General features: G+C 40.5%; 10 protein-coding genes and 1 tRNA gene. 2 read left to right on the top strand and 9 right to left on the bottom strand.

Annotation, left to right across the window (positions count from 1 at the left end; genetic code table 11):
* The first annotated feature begins 109 nt into the window (after positions 1 to 109).
* On the top strand, positions 110 to 3,142 hold the full coding sequence (locus H6679_01545; GenBank protein ID MCB9492940.1) for an ankyrin repeat domain-containing protein: 3,033 nt from the start codon (positions 110 to 112) through the stop codon (positions 3,140 to 3,142).
* A 59-nt stretch (positions 3,143 to 3,201) separates the two neighbouring features.
* Positions 3,202 to 6,168: an ankyrin repeat domain-containing protein gene (locus H6679_01550; GenBank protein ID MCB9492941.1), complete on the top strand. Its 2,967-nt coding sequence runs from the start codon at positions 3,202 to 3,204 to the stop codon at positions 6,166 to 6,168.
* A 9-nt stretch (positions 6,169 to 6,177) separates the two neighbouring features.
* Here the strand turns inward: H6679_01550 and H6679_01555 are convergent, their stop codons facing one another.
* The 9 genes from H6679_01555 to rpoB form a co-directional block, all read right to left on the bottom strand.
* Positions 6,178 to 6,441 (bottom strand): hypothetical protein, encoded by a 264-nt coding sequence (locus H6679_01555; GenBank protein MCB9492942.1) that lies wholly within the window; start codon positions 6,439 to 6,441, stop codon positions 6,178 to 6,180.
* Positions 6,442 to 6,572: 131 nt separating this feature from the next.
* Complete coding sequence (locus H6679_01560) at positions 6,573 to 7,538, bottom strand: hypothetical protein (protein MCB9492943.1); 966 nt, start codon at positions 7,536 to 7,538, stop codon at positions 6,573 to 6,575.
* Entirely contained in the window at positions 7,528 to 8,148 is a 621-nt protein-coding gene (locus H6679_01565) for a hypothetical protein (protein ID MCB9492944.1), read from the bottom strand. The genes H6679_01560 and H6679_01565 overlap by 11 nt, the downstream gene beginning before the upstream one ends.
* Positions 8,096 to 8,917: a ribonuclease PH gene (rph, locus tag H6679_01570; GenBank protein MCB9492945.1), complete on the bottom strand. Its 822-nt coding sequence runs from the start codon at positions 8,915 to 8,917 to the stop codon at positions 8,096 to 8,098. Before rph ends, H6679_01565 begins: the two co-directional genes overlap by 53 nt.
* A 26-nt stretch (positions 8,918 to 8,943) precedes the next feature.
* Positions 8,944 to 11,049 (bottom strand): polyribonucleotide nucleotidyltransferase, encoded by a 2,106-nt coding sequence (gene pnp, locus H6679_01575; protein MCB9492946.1) that lies wholly within the window; start codon positions 11,047 to 11,049, stop codon positions 8,944 to 8,946.
* Between the two features lie 56 nt (positions 11,050 to 11,105).
* On the bottom strand, positions 11,106 to 11,378 hold the full coding sequence (rpsO, locus tag H6679_01580) for a 30S ribosomal protein S15 (GenBank protein MCB9492947.1): 273 nt from the start codon (positions 11,376 to 11,378) through the stop codon (positions 11,106 to 11,108).
* 62 nt (positions 11,379 to 11,440) lie between these two features.
* Positions 11,441 to 11,515 (bottom strand) — tRNA-Val (locus H6679_01585).
* Positions 11,516 to 11,525: 10 nt separating this feature from the next.
* Positions 11,526 to 15,665 carry a DNA-directed RNA polymerase subunit beta' gene (gene rpoC, locus H6679_01590; GenBank protein ID MCB9492948.1) on the bottom strand — a complete coding sequence of 1,380 codons (4,140 nt, stop codon included), beginning with the start codon at positions 15,663 to 15,665 and terminating at the stop codon, positions 11,526 to 11,528.
* A 4-nt stretch (positions 15,666 to 15,669) separates the two neighbouring features.
* Complete coding sequence (gene rpoB, locus H6679_01595; GenBank protein MCB9492949.1) at positions 15,670 to 20,007, bottom strand: DNA-directed RNA polymerase subunit beta; 4,338 nt, start codon at positions 20,005 to 20,007, stop codon at positions 15,670 to 15,672.
* Between the last annotated feature and the right edge of the window lie 106 nt (positions 20,008 to 20,113).

The following is a 20,113-nucleotide window of genomic DNA, read 5'->3' on the forward strand; positions in this document are numbered from 1 at the left end:
GTAGTTTTCTTGATGTTTAATTTTTATAATTGAAAATTATTTTATTGGATCAGTATAATTAAGTGGTCAAGCTACATAATCTTATTTGAATATTGCGGGGGAAATAGTAATGAAGTGCAGGCTGTTTTGTCTAGTGACTGTTGCGGCTGTTCTTGTGTCCCATTCTTTGGTTGCCCGTCCATCGGTGCGCTCACTCAAGGGAGTTGATGCGCTTTTCAAGCCTGAGTACCAGTTGCTCTCACCCAGTTATGGGTGCTTGTTTGCCGAGTCTGACATTGCCCAGACATTGTACCGATTTGTTTCTGAAGATTTTGACAAGCCATTGCATGACGTGTTGCATACACTATTTCGTTTGGATGCCGACAACATTAATTTTCGTGTGCAGCAGTCATTGTCTGGGTTTGTCTCACATCTGAAACCACGTCATATTGGCATGTTGATGGGACTGGTTGTGCTAAGTCGTAGTATCCCAAACGATATTGCAGCGATTATAGCAGAGGATATTGGTCTCGGTCTAAATGCTCATGCCAAGGATATGAAAGAAAAAATTGATAAGGCCAAAGCAGCAGTACCAAATTCTGGAGAAATTATTACTCTACTTTCAGCATTGGGGAAAAACAATCAGGCAGCGCTAAAAAAATATGAGGACTTGGTTAGCAAGATTAAGAACAAACAGCAATTAAACAGAGATGATAAAAAACATAAAGCTATTCTATCATTTTTAACCGGCAATGATTTTGAAAGTATTGCCCCTGATTTTGATTGGAAGGAAAATATAAACCCAGAAAGCCGAAGAAGGATTGAGCAAATACGTGGGCTGCAAGATGAAAACAACCGTGTGGGCAAAGCCCAAAAAACATTGACCAGCAGTGTATTAGAGCTGGTCAAGAATTTACGTTTAATTGATCAGGAAAAACGTTTTCCTGGCCTCGACCAGGTTTCTTCAGGTGTTATCGCAGCATCCTCAGGAGTCATTTCCGACCAGTCAAATGTCATCCCGGCCCCCGAGCCGGGATCCATTCTCCCCCTCGTTTTACTCAACGTATTTTTATGGGAAAAATGCTTCTCACGTGTGGATATGCAAGCATATATCAATGGATTGCGTAGTGTTGCGTCAGATGTTTTTTCAAGTGAAGAAAAGCTTGATGCTGACGGGCAAAAAGCTCAATATTCGCTTGAAGAAACCGTGAAATTAAAAAAAGAGTTATTTAGTAGGATTAGTAAAGAAGGGGATGATGCTTTGGGTGCTGAAGAGGTAATGGTTGGTTTTTTTGCCCAAAACAGATTACCTAAGCCGCTGTGTTATGGAAATGCAGTTTTTGAAGGGAAGAGTTTTGCGGACTGTGGTGAAACGTCGCTGCGTAATTTTTTCAATCTTTTGTTTTTTAATGATAAAACCCAAAAATTTGATCAAGAAAAAATCGATAAGCTTGAAAAAGAAGGTTTTGTCATTGACGAAAAAATTAAAGTTTTTTATAAATCGTTTCCAGATTGTGCGCGTGGTACAACACCTCAAGCGCGCAATGAATGGGCTAAGATAACCTCTGATATTAACGGGGTTGTGTATAACAACAAAAACTGTGAAATATCATCACGTAATGGTGGTATGAAAAATATGTGCCGTGTGCTTAGGCACTTGATTGTTTTCCCTGCTGATACCCCAATAACTGATTCACTAGAAGATAATGTAATTTTGTATTTGTGGCGCGGGCAAACAGGTGACTTGACGGGGGGGAAGGTATCAGGCTACTTTCAGGGCAGGTCTGAGATAGATTTTGGTAAAGGCCTACATTGGAATTTTTATCAGGGACATTTTGAATTAATAATTCCTGCTATTGAACGTATCTATCAGGCAAGTCAATATATTCAAAAATGCCTTACTGGACAAGAACAGGGAAAATATAATTTTGTACGAACTTTAATTGCAAGTTTTCTGGCAAAAGAAGAAGCTGGTTTAACTGATTATGTTGCATGTTTAGAGAAAGTGACGGACGAGCAAAAAAAACGTTTCGCACTTTGTTTGCTTGAGCCTCGATATGTGCTAAGAGCGGTGTGTGTTCCGTTCCCTCGTGAAGCATCATTACAGGCCTTTGGGCAGTATCTGGCAAATATACGTGATAATATTGATTCTACTTGGTTTGATCGGATTATTGCTCTTACGGCTGAGCTGCAGTTTTTGCGTGATGCTGATGTAGTCAAAATCGCCCAAGTATTAGCAGAATATTCAGTTGATTTTGACAAATATGTACAGACTTTTTTACCAGCTGACAAGCTTAAGGATTTTTTGATTAACGATATTGACTATGCTTTTAAAGTGATAACGTTTTTGTGGACTCTTGGTAACAATGATAAGTACCAAGAAGCATGTTTTGATTTTACTAGTAGGTTAATTTCTGAGCAGCGGGACATAATGCAAAAGCGTAATGCCAAGCAAGAGGGATTGTTGCATGCGGCAACTCGGGCGGAAAATATTGAGATAATTAAAGTACTACAGAAGTTTGAAGGCGTTGATGTGAATATGCAAGATGATTCTGGTAATACCCCGTTGTATGCAGCCGTAAGCCAAAGGAATATTGAGATAGTTAAAGTATTACTAGGGAGTAAAGGCATTGATGTGAATAGGCAGGACCTGTCTGGTGCTGCGCCGTTGCATAGAGCACTTTTGGAGAATAATATTGAGATAGCTCAAGAATTACTGAAGGCTGAAGGCATTGATGTCAATAAACCGAATAAGCCTGGAGATACACCATTGCATATGGCAGTAAGCGAGAGGAATGTTAAGGGTGTTCAAGTGTTACGGGGGGCTAAAGGTATTGAAGTGAATAAACCGAATAAGTTTGGGGTTACACCGTTGCATTTGGCAGTTAATAGGGAAGATGAAGAGGTAGTTCAAGCGTTATTGAATTTTGAAGGAATTGCTGTCAATGAACGGGATATGTCTGGCGCTACGGCGTTGCTTGATGCAGTAAAACGGGGAAATTTTGCAATTGTTAATGCATTGTTTGCTAAAGGTGCTGATGTGTCTTTAAAGGATAAGCAGGGCAAGTCAGCAATAGATGTTGCCAGAGAAAACGGTTTTACAGAAATTGTTGAGTTGCTGGAGCAGGCGCAAGAGAAGCAAAGTGAGAGTTCTGATCAATAAAAACGGAAACTATAACTTTATTTTGAACGTTAGTTAATTTGTGCTTGGGGAGGGGTCTGATGAACAGTAAAGTAAAAAATATTTTGTTGTTTTTTATGGGAGTCTTGTTGTTACCGCTCAATGCTCGTCCACCAGTGCGTTCACTCAAAGGGGTTGATGCGCTTTTCAAGCCTGAGTACCAGTTGCTCTCACCCAGTTATGGGTGCTTGTTTGCCGAGTCTGACATTGCTCAGACATTGTACCGGTTTGTTTTACCTGAGTTTGACAAGCTATTGTATGATGTGTTGCATACCTTATTTTTTCTCAATAATGATAATATTAATTTTGGGGTTGCTACGTCTGGACTGCTAGCTGATAAAAATCCTTTTCAGCTCGGTGTTATCATGGGGCTTGTAAATTCTGAAGATGCAAGTTTGTTAAAAAATTCATGTGAAGAACAAAAGAAGATAATCAATAATATATTGGCTGGTCTTGCTGCTCAGTTGAAAGTTCAAGTTCCAGGTGAAACTGAGTGGAAAAGTTTTTTTCAAGCAATGAACGATATTTTTAAAGGCCAACCAAAGCAACTCAAAAAAAATATTTTTTCAAACGATGCAAAAAACCTTGCAACCGAATCAGTGCAAAAACGATGCATAAAAATGTTACTTGGGCGTTCGTTGGTGCCAGGAGATGCTGCCAATTGGAAAGACAACATAATAGAAGAGCGAAAAAAAGCACTTTTAGACGCTGAAAAGTTATGGTCAAATGTTACATTTTGCCAACAGCTGTTAGCTGAGAAAAAAACAAGCAAGATCTCAACATTTATTGGTACATGTAAAAAGGTTAATCGAGAAACAGCGTTGGGAAAAGATGTCGCAACAATTTTGTTGAACGTGTTTTTGTGGGAACGATGTTTTTCGCGTAAAGATTTACTTGATTATATTTCAGGTTTGCATGCTGTTACTCAACAATTTTTTCAAGAGGGTACAGATCTATTACCTGAAGAAACTCAATCGAGTTACTCCATGGGCGAAATTGAGCAGATAAAAAAGACTTTTTTTGAAGAAACTAACGATTTAGAAATATTGACCGCGGAGCAAGTAGCCGTTAGTTTTTTGGGGCATTGTCCCTTGCCAAAAGAATTATCGTATAAAAATAATGTTCGCTATAAAGAAAATTTATTTCCAGACTGTGGCGAAACTTCACTACGTAATTTTTTTAACTGTTTATTTTTTGATGAAACCACGCAACATTTTGAGCTGGATAAAATTCAAGCACTTGAAAATAAGGGATTTGTATTTAAGCGTGAGTTGAAAGATTTTTATACACAATTTCCAACTCCTGCCGATGGTACGAATGCACATGCTCATGATGCTTGGGCTAGCTTAGTTTCGGGGTTGCCGGATGTTCACTATCAAAAAGGAAATTCGACAACTGGAGGATATGAAATTTCAGCGGGCGATACACAAGAACGCGTTGTAAATATGTGTAGGGTTATTAGAAATTTGATGACTAAGGTTCCTGAAGAACTGTCGGTTCACGATTCGCTTGAAAGTAATGTTATTACGGCGTTGTGGCGGGAACAGTTTAGTGATGCTGAAATTGTTATAAAGCAAGAAGCGAATATGGTGAGCATTACATTGGGTGCTTGTGTGTGGGATTTTATGTTCAGTCACTTTGAATTTCGCGTTCATGAAGTCTATGAAGCTGATCATTCTTGGAATAATTGGTGGATTGAAAACAGTATTAAGTATGCAGCAAATGAGATCTATAATCGATTTTTGTTTGTTGTGTTAGCAAGTTTTTTTGCAAAAAAAATAGCTGATGTTGGAATATATTTATATTCTTTAGGTCAAGCTGATCAATTGGACCATTCATTTAGATTTTTTTGTTTATGTTTGTTAAATCCCAGAAATATTTTACGCGATATTTCTTCTCCTTCGTTAGATTTTGATATTGAACCTGAGAATAAGTTTGATGTTCTGAGAGGATACGTAAAATTGATTAACGGGCTATTTTCTAGTAAGGGTGTTTTACACCTGCTTACTATTGTTGCTCGTGAGCGATTGCTAGATGATACAAATATTACAGCGGTTGGTTTGGCTTTTGCTGATGAAGGGTATTCTTTTAAGGATGTATACAATATGTTCAAGCCTGACGACATGACGTGGCAACAATTTATGCGTAATGACGAGCTTTATGGATTTAAAGTTATCGAATTTTTATGGGCGATTGGAAGGGGTGAAGGTCGTAGTCAGGAATGTTTAGAATTTTCCCAAAAGAACATTTTTAGTAATTTTTTGAATAAAAAAAATCATGCAGGTGAGAGTTTGTTGCATCTTGCAGCACGTATCAATAATGTTGAGATAGCAAGAGTTTTGCTGCAACTAAACAATGAGTTAGTTGGACAGGCAGCCGGTTTTAGGGTAGATAAGCGTATGCCTTTGCATACAGCAGCACTGTATAATAGTATTGATATTGCTTCCCTGCTGCTTGAGCACAAAGCTCAAATAGATCCTCTTGACTCTAAAAACAATACTCCTTTACTGATAGCAGCACGCAATAATTATACTGATCTTGTCATGCTACTGGTTAACAATAAAGCAGGGGTTAACCAGCAAGACGCTGAGAGGGAATGGACTCCTTTACACTGGGCTGTTGCCAACGATAATGTTAAGCTGGTCAATTTTTTGCTTGTTAACAATGCCGGGGTTAATGTTACAGCAGACGAGGGCAAGACTCCTTTATTTTTTGCTCGAAGTGCTGAAGTTGCCAAAATTTTAGTTGATGCTGGTGCTGAAGTTAGTCATAAAAGTATTAGAGGTAACACTCCTTTGTGTGTTGCTATTCATTGGGGGAATGTAGAGCTAGTACGTCTGTTGATTGAGCGTGGTGCAAAGGTAACAAGAACAGCGCTAAATATCACTACAACTTTTGAGATAAGTGATATTCTTAAAAAGGCAGCAGAAAAAGAAGGCATAGAAGAAGATTATAATTATGATGACCCAGCAGATTACACTGGGTATGAATCGCCAAGCATTGACTAGATTTTTGTATCAGCTGGTCTGAGTTTTTACGAATTCGGGTTCTATTTTGAATTTTTCTATTTTCCTGTAGAGTGTGCTGCGTCCGATGCCAAGCATCTTTGCGGCTAAAAAATAATTATTATTTGTTTCTCGCAGTGCGATTTCAATGATGCTTTTTTCAACTTCTTCCATGATAAGTGGATGAATGTTTCCTTGGCCATCATTGCCGATGCCATGGATCATCTGTTTGACCTGCTTGTTGAGGAGTTGATACAAAGAGAGGGGGGTATTCATAGGCGCTTAAGTAGTTTGATTTTTCACATTACCGAATTCACGTTTATCTAAGATATGGTTAGAATTCTAGAAAAAACGATGGCAATAAGCAAGAATAAATAAAAGTTAGATGGGTATACATCTAAAAAGGTTTATTTTTGTGGCAGGAAGTGCTTTGCATAAAAAAGATCAAGTGAGGTAAAAGTTGAGCCTCGTTTGATTGAGTAATCAATTGTGTAAAGCATGCTGTAGGCATCTGCAAGATCTGAAAGCTTAAATGTTTTCCAATGTCTATTTAAAAAAGAGTAAGGCAAGCGGTAGCTCATACGCTTTGCATGAACAAAATTTTGAGCAGCCAGAAATTTTTTAACGTGGTAGGCTCGCCAGATTTGCTCAGACCAGAACGTGACCCAAAAAACATCTGGATATTCATCTTTTACTTGTGTCCATGTAGAAAAAAACTCAGGAGCATTTTTTGCAAAAAAATGTTCAGAAAGTTGATTGAGTGATGGCAACTCTGTACTGAGCAAACGAAGGACGTAGTCATGCGTTTCGCTGGCAGTTTTTGGATTGATGAGGTCAATATAACAACTGAGCATACAGGCTTGATCAAGGCTCATGCTTTGTACAGAGCTAAAAATTTTTTTGATAATTGCTTGTTTTCCCTGACTATGCTTAAGTGTCAAAAAGGTTGATAAAGCGCTGAAGGTTTTGTGGTCAACGGCCTGATCGAGTACTATGGTTTGAATGTCCTTAGATGGTTTATTTTTGAGCTCTGGGATAAAAAAAGTAACGTAGTGAGGACCCCTGTAAGCAAGCAGAAAGGTTATAATTTCTTCTCGTTGTTTTTTGTTTTTAATTTCTTCAATATTGCCCAGCAAGAAAAAGAGTTGTTGCCCCAAAATCGTTTGAGAAAGCTGTGCATTCAGACTATTTTTATCAAGTGTAGAACTATCAAGTTTTCGCTTTGGGGCGGGTAGCGTGTTTACTAAATCTAGGTGTTTGAATACATCATGAAAAAAAGTTGGCTGATAACTGGGGCCAGTAAAGCAAAATACACGAGTGCTCTGCCAAAATGATGATGAAGATGCGTTATCAAGAAAGATTTTAAGATTCATTGTCTTTATCAACTGCTTGCAAAAGTATTGGCCTAAAATGATGTTCAATTTTTGGCACAATACGTGCAATCAATTTTTTATACTCGTAATGTTCAAAGTCAGTATTTAGGATAGGATTTTTTGGACGAGAAAGCGAGCTTGAGTGTGTAAATACCTTATGCCCAATTTTTTTGTCATTATCATCAAGCAACGTACATTCAAGCTCAAGGCGCATAATTACGTGTGCAAGTAAAACATCGGGCGATACAAATTTTTGTATGGTATCAAGATTTTTAATCACGGTAATCAGTGTATACTGTGCTTCTTGTTTGTCAGTAAGTATGTAGCCAAGCTGTTGATAGCGCTGAGTAAATGCCTCGTACACAGTTGGTACAAGGTTATCAAAGACGTGCGTGTTTTTGGGGAGTGCTATGTGAAGACGAATAGTATGTTTGTGAATCTGCCCAAAAACGGAGTGAGTTTGTTTACCTTGGCGAGAGCAAGAGGTTAGCGCTAAAGTTGCCGATGCAAGCACTAAAAAGGTCGATTTTTTTAATGATAGCTGCTTAGACAACGTGCTACTTAGCCATTCGGTTGCCAAGGCTAAAAAACGCAGGCTTTTTTTGAGCATGTTCGCGCTTTCGTGCAAGTTGTTTTGTTGCGGGCTGCAACCTACGCTCGAGTTCGGGCATAGTTATTTTTGCACACTCAGTGAAAAGTTGTTGAATACTTTGTTGAGCGTAGATCCTGAGTAGTTCAAACTGTTGCCAGCTAATAGGAGTCTTTTCAGCGGTTCCTTGGATTTCAATAATATTGTTATCGGTATTCATAACAAAATTGAAATCGGCATCAGCGTTGCTGTCTTCGTTATATGTTAGGTCAACAATAACGTCATCACCAACGATACCAGCAGAAATTGCGGCAATTGGTGTTAGGTAAATATTTGCTTTGGTCTGGCCTTGGGCAAACCAACGCTTGCATGCGTGCTTTAGCGCAAGACTCGCTGCGGTAATTGCACTGACACGAGTGCCGCCATCAGCTTGCAAGACATCACAGTCGATAATAATGGTTTTCTCTCCCAAGCTGTCAAGGTCGACTGTTGTGCGCAGGCTACGGCCAATCAAACGTGAAATTTCTATATTGCGCGAATTTTTTTGAGCCATGCTTGATTCACGTTTAGTTCGCTGGTGAGTTGCTGTTGGAAGCATCGCATATTCAGCGGTTAACCAGCCAACACCTTGACCCTTTAAAAAAGGCGGGACACCCTGTTGGAGGGTAACACTTGCTTGTACTTTTGTTCTGCCCAGCTCAAAAAGGATGGTGGCGTCGGCATAACCTTGTTGGTCGCATTGTATTGAAATAGGGCGCAATTGATCATGCGCCCTATTATTTTCTCGTATCAGTTTTTCCATTTATTCGCTAGGCCCTAGTTTTTCTTTTGATGTTCAAGTTCTGGAGCGACCAAGCGAATACGGCCAGTTTCTTTGTCATATGCTGTTACCTTGACCGTCAGTGGATCACCAACTTTGTATTCTTGGTCAATAGTGCGCTGCTTATCGCGAGCAATACTTGAGACGTGTACCAAGCCTTCTTTGCCAGCAACCAGTTCAACAAAAAGACCAAAGTCTGCAAACCGCCTGATAATACCTTCAAACGTACTGCCGACCTCGATGTCGCCAGCAAGAATGCGAACCCAACGTTCCGCCTTTTTCAAGGACTCTCCATCTTTGGAGTAAATCTTGACTAGGCCGTCATCTTCAATGTCGATTTGCGTATCTGTTTGAGCAATAATTTCTTTAATATTTTTACCGCCCGGTCCAATGATAGCACCAATTTTGTCTTGTGGAATTTTAAATGAAAAAACACGAGGCGCAAGCGGAGAAACTTCTTTTCGTGGTGCGTCCATAACCGCGCTCATTTTTTCTAAGATGTGAAGCCGTGCAGCGCGCGCTTGTTCAAGTGATTTGACCAATACTTCTCGTGGTAGGCCGACTTTATCTTTAATGTCGAGCTGGAAGGCCATAATACCACTCTTGGTTCCGGTAACTTTGAAATCCATAAGACCAAATCCGTCTTCAGTGCCAAGAATATCGGTAAGCACTTGGTAATCGCCTGTTGAGCTTTTAACAAGCCCCATGGCAATACCGCCAACCATGTCTTTGATTGGTACTCCGGCGTCCATTAATGCCATGGTAGTTGCACACACGCTTGCCATTGATGATGAGCCGTTTGACTCAAGAACATCAGTAATAGAACGAACGGTGTAAGGGAACTCTTCCTGGCTAGGGAGAACGTTAAGAAATGATGTTTCAGCTAAATAGCCGTGACCAATCTCACGTCTACCAACGCCACGAATCGGTTTAACTTCACCTGTGCAAAACGGTGGGAAGTTGTAGTGAAGCATAAAACAACGCTCTTGACTGCCACCAATGAGCGTCTCAATTTTTTGCGAATCTTGTCCACTTCCAAGTGTCAAGCTTGAAAGTACTTGAGTTTCGCCACGTTGAAAAAGACCTGAACCGTGTACACACGGAAGCATACCTGTTTCAACAGTAATATCACGTACCCGATCGAATGGGCGATCATCAATACGTTTGCCTTTTTTGATAATGGCATCAGGCAAGGCTTCTTTAAAAATTTCATCACACAGGTAGTTTACAACAGAAGATGAAACCCCTTCAGCATTCATTTCAGCTGAAAGTGTGCTGAACAAATCTGTGTAGAGTTTTTGAACAGCCTTGTTACGTTCAGCTTTTTTGGGCGATACAAAAAATGCCTCAATGAAGTTGGAAGGCAATGCATTTTTGATTTTTTCTTTCCAACCTGCCCAGTCAACAGTCTGCGTAACTTCACGCTTCTGTACACCAAGCTCTTTCTGGATTGAGACTTGCCAAGCAACTTGTTTTTTAATGACCTCATGTGCCGAGAACAATAAGTCAATCAATTCATCTTCAGCAAGATTATTGCAGTGACCTTCAACCATACTGATGCCATTTTCTGTTCCAGCAATGACAATGTCTGAATCGGAATTTTCAACAGATTCATGGTCAAGGTTGAATGCCCACTTACCGTCTTTTTTGCTTGCTTGTACAGCACCAATTGGCCCTAAGAATGGAATATCTGAAACGGTTAACGCAAGTGATGCACTCAGCATACCAAGGATGCTTGTTGGAAATTTGCCGTCTGATGAATATACTGTTGAAAGAACTTGAACTTCATTAAAAAAGAAATGAGGGAAGAGTGGTCTGATAGGGCGATCAATAAGACGTGAAGTTAAAACCTCAATGTCACTGAGTCTGCCTTCTCGTTTAATGTAACCACCAGGAATACGTCCCGCAGCTGAAGTACGCTCTCTGTATTCAACAGTGAGTGGAAAAAATCCTATGAAGTCTTTTGCTTCTTTTGCTCCGACGGCTGTTGTCAAAACAACATTTTTTCCAGCTTTAATCCATACAGCACCATCTGCTTGGCGTGCATATTTTCCAATTTCGACTTCCAGTCCAAGTTCAGGTGCTTGAAATGCTTTGTGCATACATTTGCTCCGCAAATTTTAAATTTAAAATATCTACAAATAAGGAGGACACGTTTTTACATGTATCCTTTTTCTTTAAGCGAAGTCACTAAGTTTGTATAGCCAGTAGTGTTATTCTTCTTAACATACTTCAAGAAGGTTCTTCTCTTGCCGACAAGTTTTAACAGACCGTGCTTTGTGTGAACATCTTTAGGATGTGTTTTCAAGTGTCCAGCAATGTCATTGATGCGTTTTGAGAGAAGGGCGATTTGAACTTCGCATGAGCCGGTATCATTTTCAGATTTTCCGAACTCTTTAATGAGTTGTTGTTTTATGTCTTTTTCCAACATGGTATGTGCTCCAAATGGTAATTAGCGTTATATTCGTTTGTGTCAGTTGAGATTAGACAACATGGTAGGCGCGAGCGGAATCGAACCGCTGACCCTTGCTACGTCAAAGCAATGCTCTACCCCTGAGCTACGCGCCTGTTGCATATCTTATTGCTCCGTGCCTTGTTGAGATGAATCGCTGAGCGAGATATTATCAAGCTTAATCTCAAGTTTTTCTTCATCACGAGCTTTTTGTTCAAATTCAGAGATATCTTCACCAAGATATTTTAATTTGAATGAAGAAACACCTGTTCCTGCAGGTATTAGCTTACCAAGGAGGACGTTTTCTTTCAAGCCATAAAGATGATCGACACCACCGGTAAGTGATGTTTCAGAAAGAATACGTGTTGTCTCTTGGAACGAAGCCGCCGAAAGGAAGCTCTCAGTCCCCAATGATGCCTTAGTAATACCCATAAGAAGCGGCTTGGTTGTAGCAGGCTTCTTGCCATCTTTAATCATAAGCTGATTGATTGTTTTAAGTTTAAGTTTGGCAAGACGATCACCAACAACAAATTTAGTATCTCCTGGATCAATAACACGAACCTTACGTAACATTTGACGTACAATCAATTCGATGTGCTTGTCATTAATGTGTACACCTTGCAGGGCGTAAATTTCTTGAATTTCTTTGACAAGGTACTTTTGTACTTCGTCAGGCCCAAGAATGCGCAAGATGTCGTGTACGTTCGGTGCACCGGATGATAGCTGGTCACCAACTTTGACACGTTCGCCATCTTCTACGTTAAGGTGTCTGTTACGAGGAATGTTATATTCAATGACCTCATTGTCATCAGTTGTGACAGTGATTCGACGCATGCCTCGGTGTACACCACTAAATTTAACAGTGCCATCAACTTCAGACAGAATTGCAGGATCTCTTGGAATACGCGCTTCAAAAAGTTCAGCAACACGTGGCAAACCGCCAATAATGTCTTTGGTTTTCTTTTCTTCGAGTTCTAGTTTTGCAAGAACGTCACCACCATGCACCTTGTCACCATCAGCGACAGTTAACACTGCACCTGTCGGTAAGTAGTAGCGAGCAATTTCACCACCCTCGTTATCCAGTATAACAATGCATGGCTGACGTTTTTCGTCACGTTTTTCAAGAATGATCTTACTTGATTTTTTCGCTGCTTCATCGTAATGCTCGCGGTACGTAACGTTTTCAATCAGGTTTACGAACTCAACCTTACCGGCTTTTTCGGTCAAAATTACTTTGAAGTCTTCCCACTCGGCAAGCTTGTCACCTTTTGTAACGATTGTTCCATCTTTGACGAGTAGAATCGAACCGTATTCAAGGTTGTACTCGCCAAGTTCACGACCATCCTCAGATGCAACGACAAGAGATGCCTTACGGTTCATAACCGTGTGTGTTCCATGTCGATTTTGTACGGCATAGACGTTTTTATACACCACTTTACCGTTGGCGCCTGCTTTGTGTAAGTTGTGTGAAGCAACACCACTAGCGATACCACCAATGTGGAACGTTCTCATGGTAAGCTGTGTACCAGGTTCACCGATCGACTGTGCTGCAATAACACCAACTGCAAGCCCTGTGTCGACAAGCTCAAGTGTTGAAAGGTCCATACCATAGCACTTAGAGCAAACACCATGCTTCGCTTGGCAGGTTAGCACAGAACGAACAGCAATTTCAGTAATTGCTGAGTCTTTAATTTTTTCGATGAGTGCATCATCAAAAAGTTCATCTTGTTTTGCAATAAGTTTGCCGCTTACTGGATCTTTGACATCTTCGGCAGCAACTCGACCGTAGGCACGATCAATCAATGGAACAATAACATCGCCAGACTCTTTCAAGTCAGAGATAGTAATGTAGCCAAGTGTTTGGCAATCCTTTTGTGTGATAACAACATCTTGGGCAACGTCAACAAGACGTCGTGTCAAATAACCGGAGTCGGCAGTTTTCAATGCAGTATCAGCAAGACCCTTACGAGCACCGTGGGTAGAAACGAAATACTCCAGCGAGGTTAGTCCCTCTTTAAAGTTAGCAAGAACTGGCGTTTCCATAATTTCACCGGACGGTTTTGCCATTGGTCCACGCATACCTGCTAGCTGACGTATTTGTTGACGTGTACTACGTGCACCGGAATCAAGCATGAGGAAAACCGGATTAAATGGAGTATTTTGCTTATGCTCATTTGCTGCAACGGTATTATCTTCTTCTTCAAGAAGTGCAATCATCGCATTTGCAACGTCTTCTGTTGCTCTAAACCAAATTTGCACAACTTTGTCTTTACGTTCACCATTGGTAATGGCACCATCAAGATAGAGATCCTCAATCTTTTTAACATCTTTTTTAGCCTGAGCTACAATTTTTTCCTTGGCATCAGGAATCATCAAGTTGTCAATTGAGAGTGAAATACCACCAAGTGTTGCATAGGAAAAACCAAGTGTTTTAATTTTATCAAGTGCATCAACGGTTGGGGCTTTTCCAAATGTTCTGTAAAGCATGGATACCAAGTTGACCAAGTCTTTTTTCTTAGCAGCTTTATTAACCCAATCAAAATTAGACCCTTTTGGAAGTGCTTCATAAATTAAAACACGCCCAACGGTTGTACTAACAATTTTTTCAGATTCCAAACGAAGCTTGATTGGGGCCTGGATGTTTACCTGCTGGTGCTGGTAGGCATAAATAACTTCTTCAATGTTGGCAAATGTCAGTCCCTCTCCGATAACATTTTTACGCGCCTTGGTCATGTAATAAAGACCAAGTACCATGTCCTGAGACGGACTTGCAAGGGGTTTGCCACTTGCAGGTGTTAGGATGTTTTGAGTTGACAGAATTAACCGTTCTGTTTCCAGACGTGCTTTTTTGCTGAGTGGTACGTGTACAGCCATTTGGTCACCGTCAAAGTCAGCGTTATAAGCTGAACAAACAAGCGGGTGAATTTTAATGGCCTTACCTTCAACAAGAATCGGATAGAATGCCTGAATACTCATTCTGTGAAGTGTCGGAGCACGGTTCAGTAGAACAGGTCTATCTTTAACCACTTCTTCTAAGGCTTCCCAAACGATGGGTGACATTTCCTCAACAAGACGTCGGGCAACACGCAAGTTTGGTGCAAGTTCGCGCTTAAACAGTTCGATGTAAACATATGGCTTAAATAATTCGAGCGCCATAAGCTTAGGTAACCCGCACTGGTGCATATGAAGCTCAGGGTCGACAACAATTACTGAACGGCCTGAGTAGTCAACACGTTTACCAAGAAGATTTTGCCTAAAGCGACCCTGCTTACCACGAAGCATTTCACTCAGCGATTTGAGTGGACGTCTGTTAGAGCCCCGCACCGGTTGACCGCGTCGACCATTGTCGATGAGTGCGTCAACAGATTCTTGAAGCATACGTTTTTCATTTTTGATAATAACGTCTGGAGCTTCTAACTCAATAAGACGTTTGAGTCGAATGTTACGGTTTAACACGCGACGATAAAGATCGTTAAGATCAGAGCTTGCAAAGCGACCACCCTCAAGTGGTACAAGTGGGCGTAGATCAGGAGGAAGTACTGGCAGTATTTGTAGAATACACCACTCAGGTTTTGTGTTTGCTTGCAGCATGCCGTGCAAAACTTTGTAGCGCTTTGCAAGGCGATGTTTAATAGCTACTGATGTTGTTTGTGTATATTCTTCTTCAATTTTTCGCACTTCAAAATTCAGATCTAGCATGCCCAACAGTGTACGAATTGCCTCGGCACCCATGTCTGCCTTGAACATAATATCTTCAGGATTTGCACTGATGTATTCATCATATTCTTGGCTAGAAAGTATAGTCTTTGGCGGATAAGGAGAATGTCCCTGGTGCAAAACGATATAACTGTCAAAGTAAATAACGCGTTCAAGATCACGAACGGTCATATTCAAAATCAAGCTTAAATAACTTGGGATTCCCTTAAGGAACCAAATATGACAAACGGGAGATACAAGGTTAATATGCCCCATACGCTCACGACGAACGCGTGACTGAATTACTTCAACACCACACTTTTCGCAGGTTACCCCGCGGTGTTTCATTCGTTTGTATTTTCCGCAGTTACATTCCCAGTCCTTTACAGGCCCAAAAATTCGTGCACAGAAAAGACCATCACGTTCTGGCTTAAGCGTACGATAGTTAATTGTTTCTATCTTTTTCACTTCTCCATAAGAAAGTGATTTTATTTTTTCAGGAGAAGCGATACTCAGACGAATTGCATTAAATTGTGAAGGATTTATATATTCACGAAATCGTTCAAGCATTCTGTTACTCACCGACTTGCTCCTTACTTGCTTTAAATAGATCTATTTGTAACCCTAAACTTTGAAGCTCTTTGACCAAGACGTTAAATGATTCAGGTATTCCTGGATCAGGAACTTCATCTCCACGTACGATTGTCTCGTACGCTTTAATACGACCATTAACGTCATCAGACTTGATAGTAAGCATTTCTTGCAGCGTATATGCAGCACCATATGCGTAGAGTGCCCATACTTCCATCTCACCAAGTCTTTGTCCACCGAATTGCGCTTTACCCCCAAGAGGTTGTTGCGTAATAAGCGAGTAAGGACCGACTGATCGAGCGTGAAGTTTGTCGTCAGCCAAGTGATTAAGTTTCATCATATAGATGTAGCCAACGGTAACTGGCTGGTCGAACGCCTCACCTGTTCGGCCGTCATACAACTTGAATGATGCATTGCCAGGAAGATCTATCTCTTCAAGTAGCGGTCTAATTTCACTCTCATAGTCCGCACCATCAAAAACCGGTGTTTTGAAAAAGAAACCTTGATCAACAACCGTTCTTGCAAGTTCCAAAATTTCTTCATCACCATATGTTTTGGCTAGGTCATCAACTACTTTTTTATCAAGATACTTGTAGAGATCTTTTTTAATCTTTTCTACGTTGTTTTTTTGCAAGTCTTCAATGAGTTGATTGCTGATTTTTTTGCTACCCATACCAAGAATGGTTTCAAGTAGCTGCCCAACGTTCATACGGCCAGGTACACCAAGCGGGTTAAGGACGATGTCAACAGGAGTTCCATCTTCTAGATACGGCATATCCTCAATGTTAACAATGCGTGAAACCACACCTTTGTTACCGTGACGTCCAGCCATCTTATCACCAACCGACAAACGACGTTCTGTTGCAACGTATACTTTAATCATTTTAATAACACCAGACGGAAGCTCGTCACCTTTACGTAACTGACTGATGCGTTTTTCTTTTAATGCCGTCAAAACGTGAATTTGATTAGTTAAGACTTCTTTGTATTGCTTAATCTTATCATTGACACTCTTTTTGTCGGTTTCAAATTCTAGCAATTTTTCAACAGTGAGTGATTCAAGCTTTGCTTTAGAGAAGTTACCCTTGGCATCAACAGCATCTTTTGCTGTTTTTTTGTTTTTAGCGGCCGTGCCAGATAGCAAGGTAATGATTTTTTCTCTAATGCTGCGATAAAGAACGTTGGTATGATGCGCAAAGTTTTCTTCAATAATCTGTGTTTCTCGTAGAGCAATTTCTTTGTAGCGTTTATCTTTTCGAATTCCGCTTCGTGAAAACACTTTTACATCAACAACAGTTGCTTCCACTCCTGGTGGTACACGCAGTGAAGTGTCTCGTACTTCCCGTGATTTTTCACCAAAGATAGCGCGTAGAAGTTTTTCTTCAGGAGATACCTGAACGTCACCCTTGAGGGTAACCTTACCAACTAATATGTCGCCGGGCTTAACACGTGTACCAATCTTTACAATGCCGTCTTCATCAAGTGCTGACAGATCTTTTTCAGAAACGTTTGGAATATCACGTGTAATTTCTTCTGCACCAAGCTTAGTCTCACGTGCTTCAACAACAAACTCTTCAACGTGAACCGAGCTAAACATGTCTTTAGCTACAAGGTTTTTGCTAACAACAATAGCGTCCTCAAAGTTGTAACCCTGCCATGGCATAAAGGCAACCAACACATTTGTGCCGAGTGCTAGTTCGCCACGTTGTGTTGCTGCACCATTAGCAATGACGTCACCTTTCTCTATGACGTTACCGACCTTAACGATTGGATTGTAGTGAATCCATGTGTTATGACTAGAACGTGCAAATTTCTTAAGGTGATAAATATCGATAGGCTTTGAAAGCCAAGAGTTTTCGCTGACGTCAGCTTCGTTGATGCGTATAACAATTTTATTTGCCGAGACGTACTCTACAACCCCGTCATTCTTAGCAAGTATGGCAGCCCCTTCGAGTGAGCCAACTTCCTGCTCCATGCCTGTTCCAACAAGCGGAGCCTGACATTTAATCAAAGGAACAGCTTGTCGTTGCATGTTAGAACCCATCAGCGCACGGTTAGCGTCATCATGCTCAAGGAATGGAATCAGTGCTGTAGGAACAGAGAAAAGCTGCTTTGGAGAAGCATCCATGTGAGTGATATTCTCAGCATCAAGCGTGATAATATTGCCATCTTTTCTAACGAACAACTTCTTTTCGGTAAGTTCATTGTTCTTATCAAGTTTAGCTGTAGGCTGGGCAATTTTTTGGCCAAGCTCTTCAAATGCATCAAGATAGACAACGTCATCTTTAACTTTGTTGTCTTTTACTTCTCGGTAAGGAGTTTCAATAAAGCCAAGTTCATTAACACGTGAATATGTTGAGAGAGAAGAAATCAGACCAATATTTTGACCTTCTGGTGTTTCAATCGGACATATTCTACCGTAGTGAGATGTGTGTACATCGCGAATTTCAAAGGTTGCGCGCTCACGAGTAATACCGCCAGGCCCCAGTGCTGAAAGTCGACGTTTATGTGCCATTTCAGCTAGTGGATTAGTCTGGTCCATGAATTGTGAGAGCTGACCAGTTCCGAAAAACTCTCGTAAAACAGCTGTAAGCGGTTTTACATTAAGTAAATCATATGGCATCAGTGATGCATAATTTTCTTGTAGTCTGAATCGCTCTTTAACAATACGCTCAATACGTGCAAAGCCGGTGTAAAGCTGACTTTGCAATAGTTCGCCAACAAGACGGACACAACGGTTACCAAGATGATCAATATCATCCAGTTCACCTTCACCGCGCTCTTTGAGATTGATGATATATTTTATGGTTGCAATAATATCATCTTTTGTAAGATGCGTGATTGCTTCATCTATATCTAAATTTAGCTTGCGGTTTGTTCTAATTCTGCCAACAATGCTCAGGTCATAAAAACGAGGATTAAAGAATAAGTTTTGCACATATTCTTCCATTGCACTGACGGCAGGAACATCACCGGGTCTTAATTTGGTGTAGATTTCTTTAAGAGCTTCTTCATAGGAGGCTGTGTTATCTTGTCCAAACGTGAGAGCCAAGGTTGGCTGAACAACGTAACCAGACGACTGAATGACCTTAAATGAGCACTTGTCAAACTCTGAAAGCCGCAAAATGGTTTCTTCGGAGATAGTATTACCAAGCGTTGTCAGAACTTCGCCTGTTTCAGGGTCGATAATGTCTTGAGAAGCAATACGATTGAGCAGACTATTTTTTCTCACTGCCAAATGCGTAACTTTTTCTTTTAGTAACTTTTCGATGAGCGATTTGTTTAAGCGCTGGCCGATGGTGAATTTTTTTTCTAGTTCTTTTGGCAAAGATCCTGCTTCAAGACGTTGCCCAACAAGGCTGTCATTAATTTTCTTGAAAAATCCTTTTTTGCGAACTTCTATTGTTTCAAAATCATAAAATAGTGAGAGTAGAGAGTCCTTTGCTATGCCAAGGGCTTGCAAAAAGGTTGTGACCAAAAGTTTCTTTTTTTTGTCAATACGAACGAACATGACGTCATTATGGTCAAACTCAAAGTCAAGCCAAGACCCGCGATTGGGAATAATACGTGCTATATGAGAGGGGTTTCCTCGATAATCTTTTGATTTTTTGCTGAGCGAAAACATAACACCAGGAGCACGGTGTATTTGACTGACAACAACACGGTCTACACCATTGATAAGAAATGTTCCTTGACTGCCTAGTTCGAAACGATTTGAGGCGCTTTCATAGAGGTTGACCATGACTGGAAGATCGCAAAAAAAGACAACCTGCTCTTTGATGTTACGAATAACTTTGGAGCCGGTTTCAGCATCCGTATCCCAGCTGGTTAGCTGCATTTTTACTTTGAGTGGAAGCGAATAAGTTTTACCACTGTAGCGACATTCATCAACGTTTGCAGGTACACTAATACCAACGCGAGAAAAACACTTTTTGCAGTACGAATACACAGCAGTATGCTTGGAACACTGAGGGCAGGTTCCTTCATCATCTAACCTATCATAACCACTTTTTTTGCATGAGCTACAATCCCACTTATAGCGGTTCTGAATACCTGTTACTTGCCCGCAGATGCATGCCCAGTCACCAAGTTCATAACTGACATATTCTAGGGAAATTTTATCGTTATGCTCTATTGGAAATATGTCACGAAGAACTTTTTCAAGTCCAACATTTTTTCGTTCATTTGGAAGATAATCAAGTTGTGCAAAATTATTAAAAGAGTTTGATTGAACCTCTATAAGGTTCGGCAATGATACAACTTCTTTAATTTTACCAAATGATTTTCTTAAAATGCCTCTTCTTTTTGAAAATCCAGACATTCAATCGCTCCTGATCGCTCTTATCACTCAAAACTATATTCTAATTTGCAGCGCTTAATTCTTCATTATCTAAAGACTAAAAGGGCTCCGCTTTAAATGTAAAACC

Source organism: Campylobacterota bacterium (assembly GCA_020633995.1).
Classification (GTDB): domain Bacteria; phylum Babelota; class Babeliae; order Babelales; family RVW-14; genus JACKCO01.

Bases quoted from the DNA above. Each gene is read 5' to 3' on its own strand.
- H6679_01545 (MCB9492940.1), top strand. From the start codon at position 110: ATGAAGTGCAGGCTGTTTTGTCTAGTGACTGTTGCGGCTGTTCTTGTG.
- H6679_01550 (MCB9492941.1), top strand. From the start codon at position 3,202: ATGAACAGTAAAGTAAAAAATATTTTGTTGTTTTTTATGGGAGTCTTG.
- H6679_01555 (MCB9492942.1), bottom strand. From the start codon at position 6,441: ATGAATACCCCCCTCTCTTTGTATCAACTCCTCAACAAGCAGGTCAAA.
- H6679_01560 (MCB9492943.1), bottom strand. From the start codon at position 7,538: ATGAATCTTAAAATCTTTCTTGATAACGCATCTTCATCATCATTTTGG.
- H6679_01565 (MCB9492944.1), bottom strand. From the start codon at position 8,148: ATGCTCAAAAAAAGCCTGCGTTTTTTAGCCTTGGCAACCGAATGGCTA.
- pnp (MCB9492946.1), bottom strand. From the start codon at position 11,049: ATGCACAAAGCATTTCAAGCACCTGAACTTGGACTGGAAGTCGAAATT.
- rpsO (MCB9492947.1), bottom strand. From the start codon at position 11,378: ATGTTGGAAAAAGACATAAAACAACAACTCATTAAAGAGTTCGGAAAA.
- rpoC (MCB9492948.1), bottom strand. From the start codon at position 15,665: ATGCTTGAACGATTTCGTGAATATATAAATCCTTCACAATTTAATGCA.
- rpoB (MCB9492949.1), bottom strand. From the start codon at position 20,007: ATGTCTGGATTTTCAAAAAGAAGAGGCATTTTAAGAAAATCATTTGGT.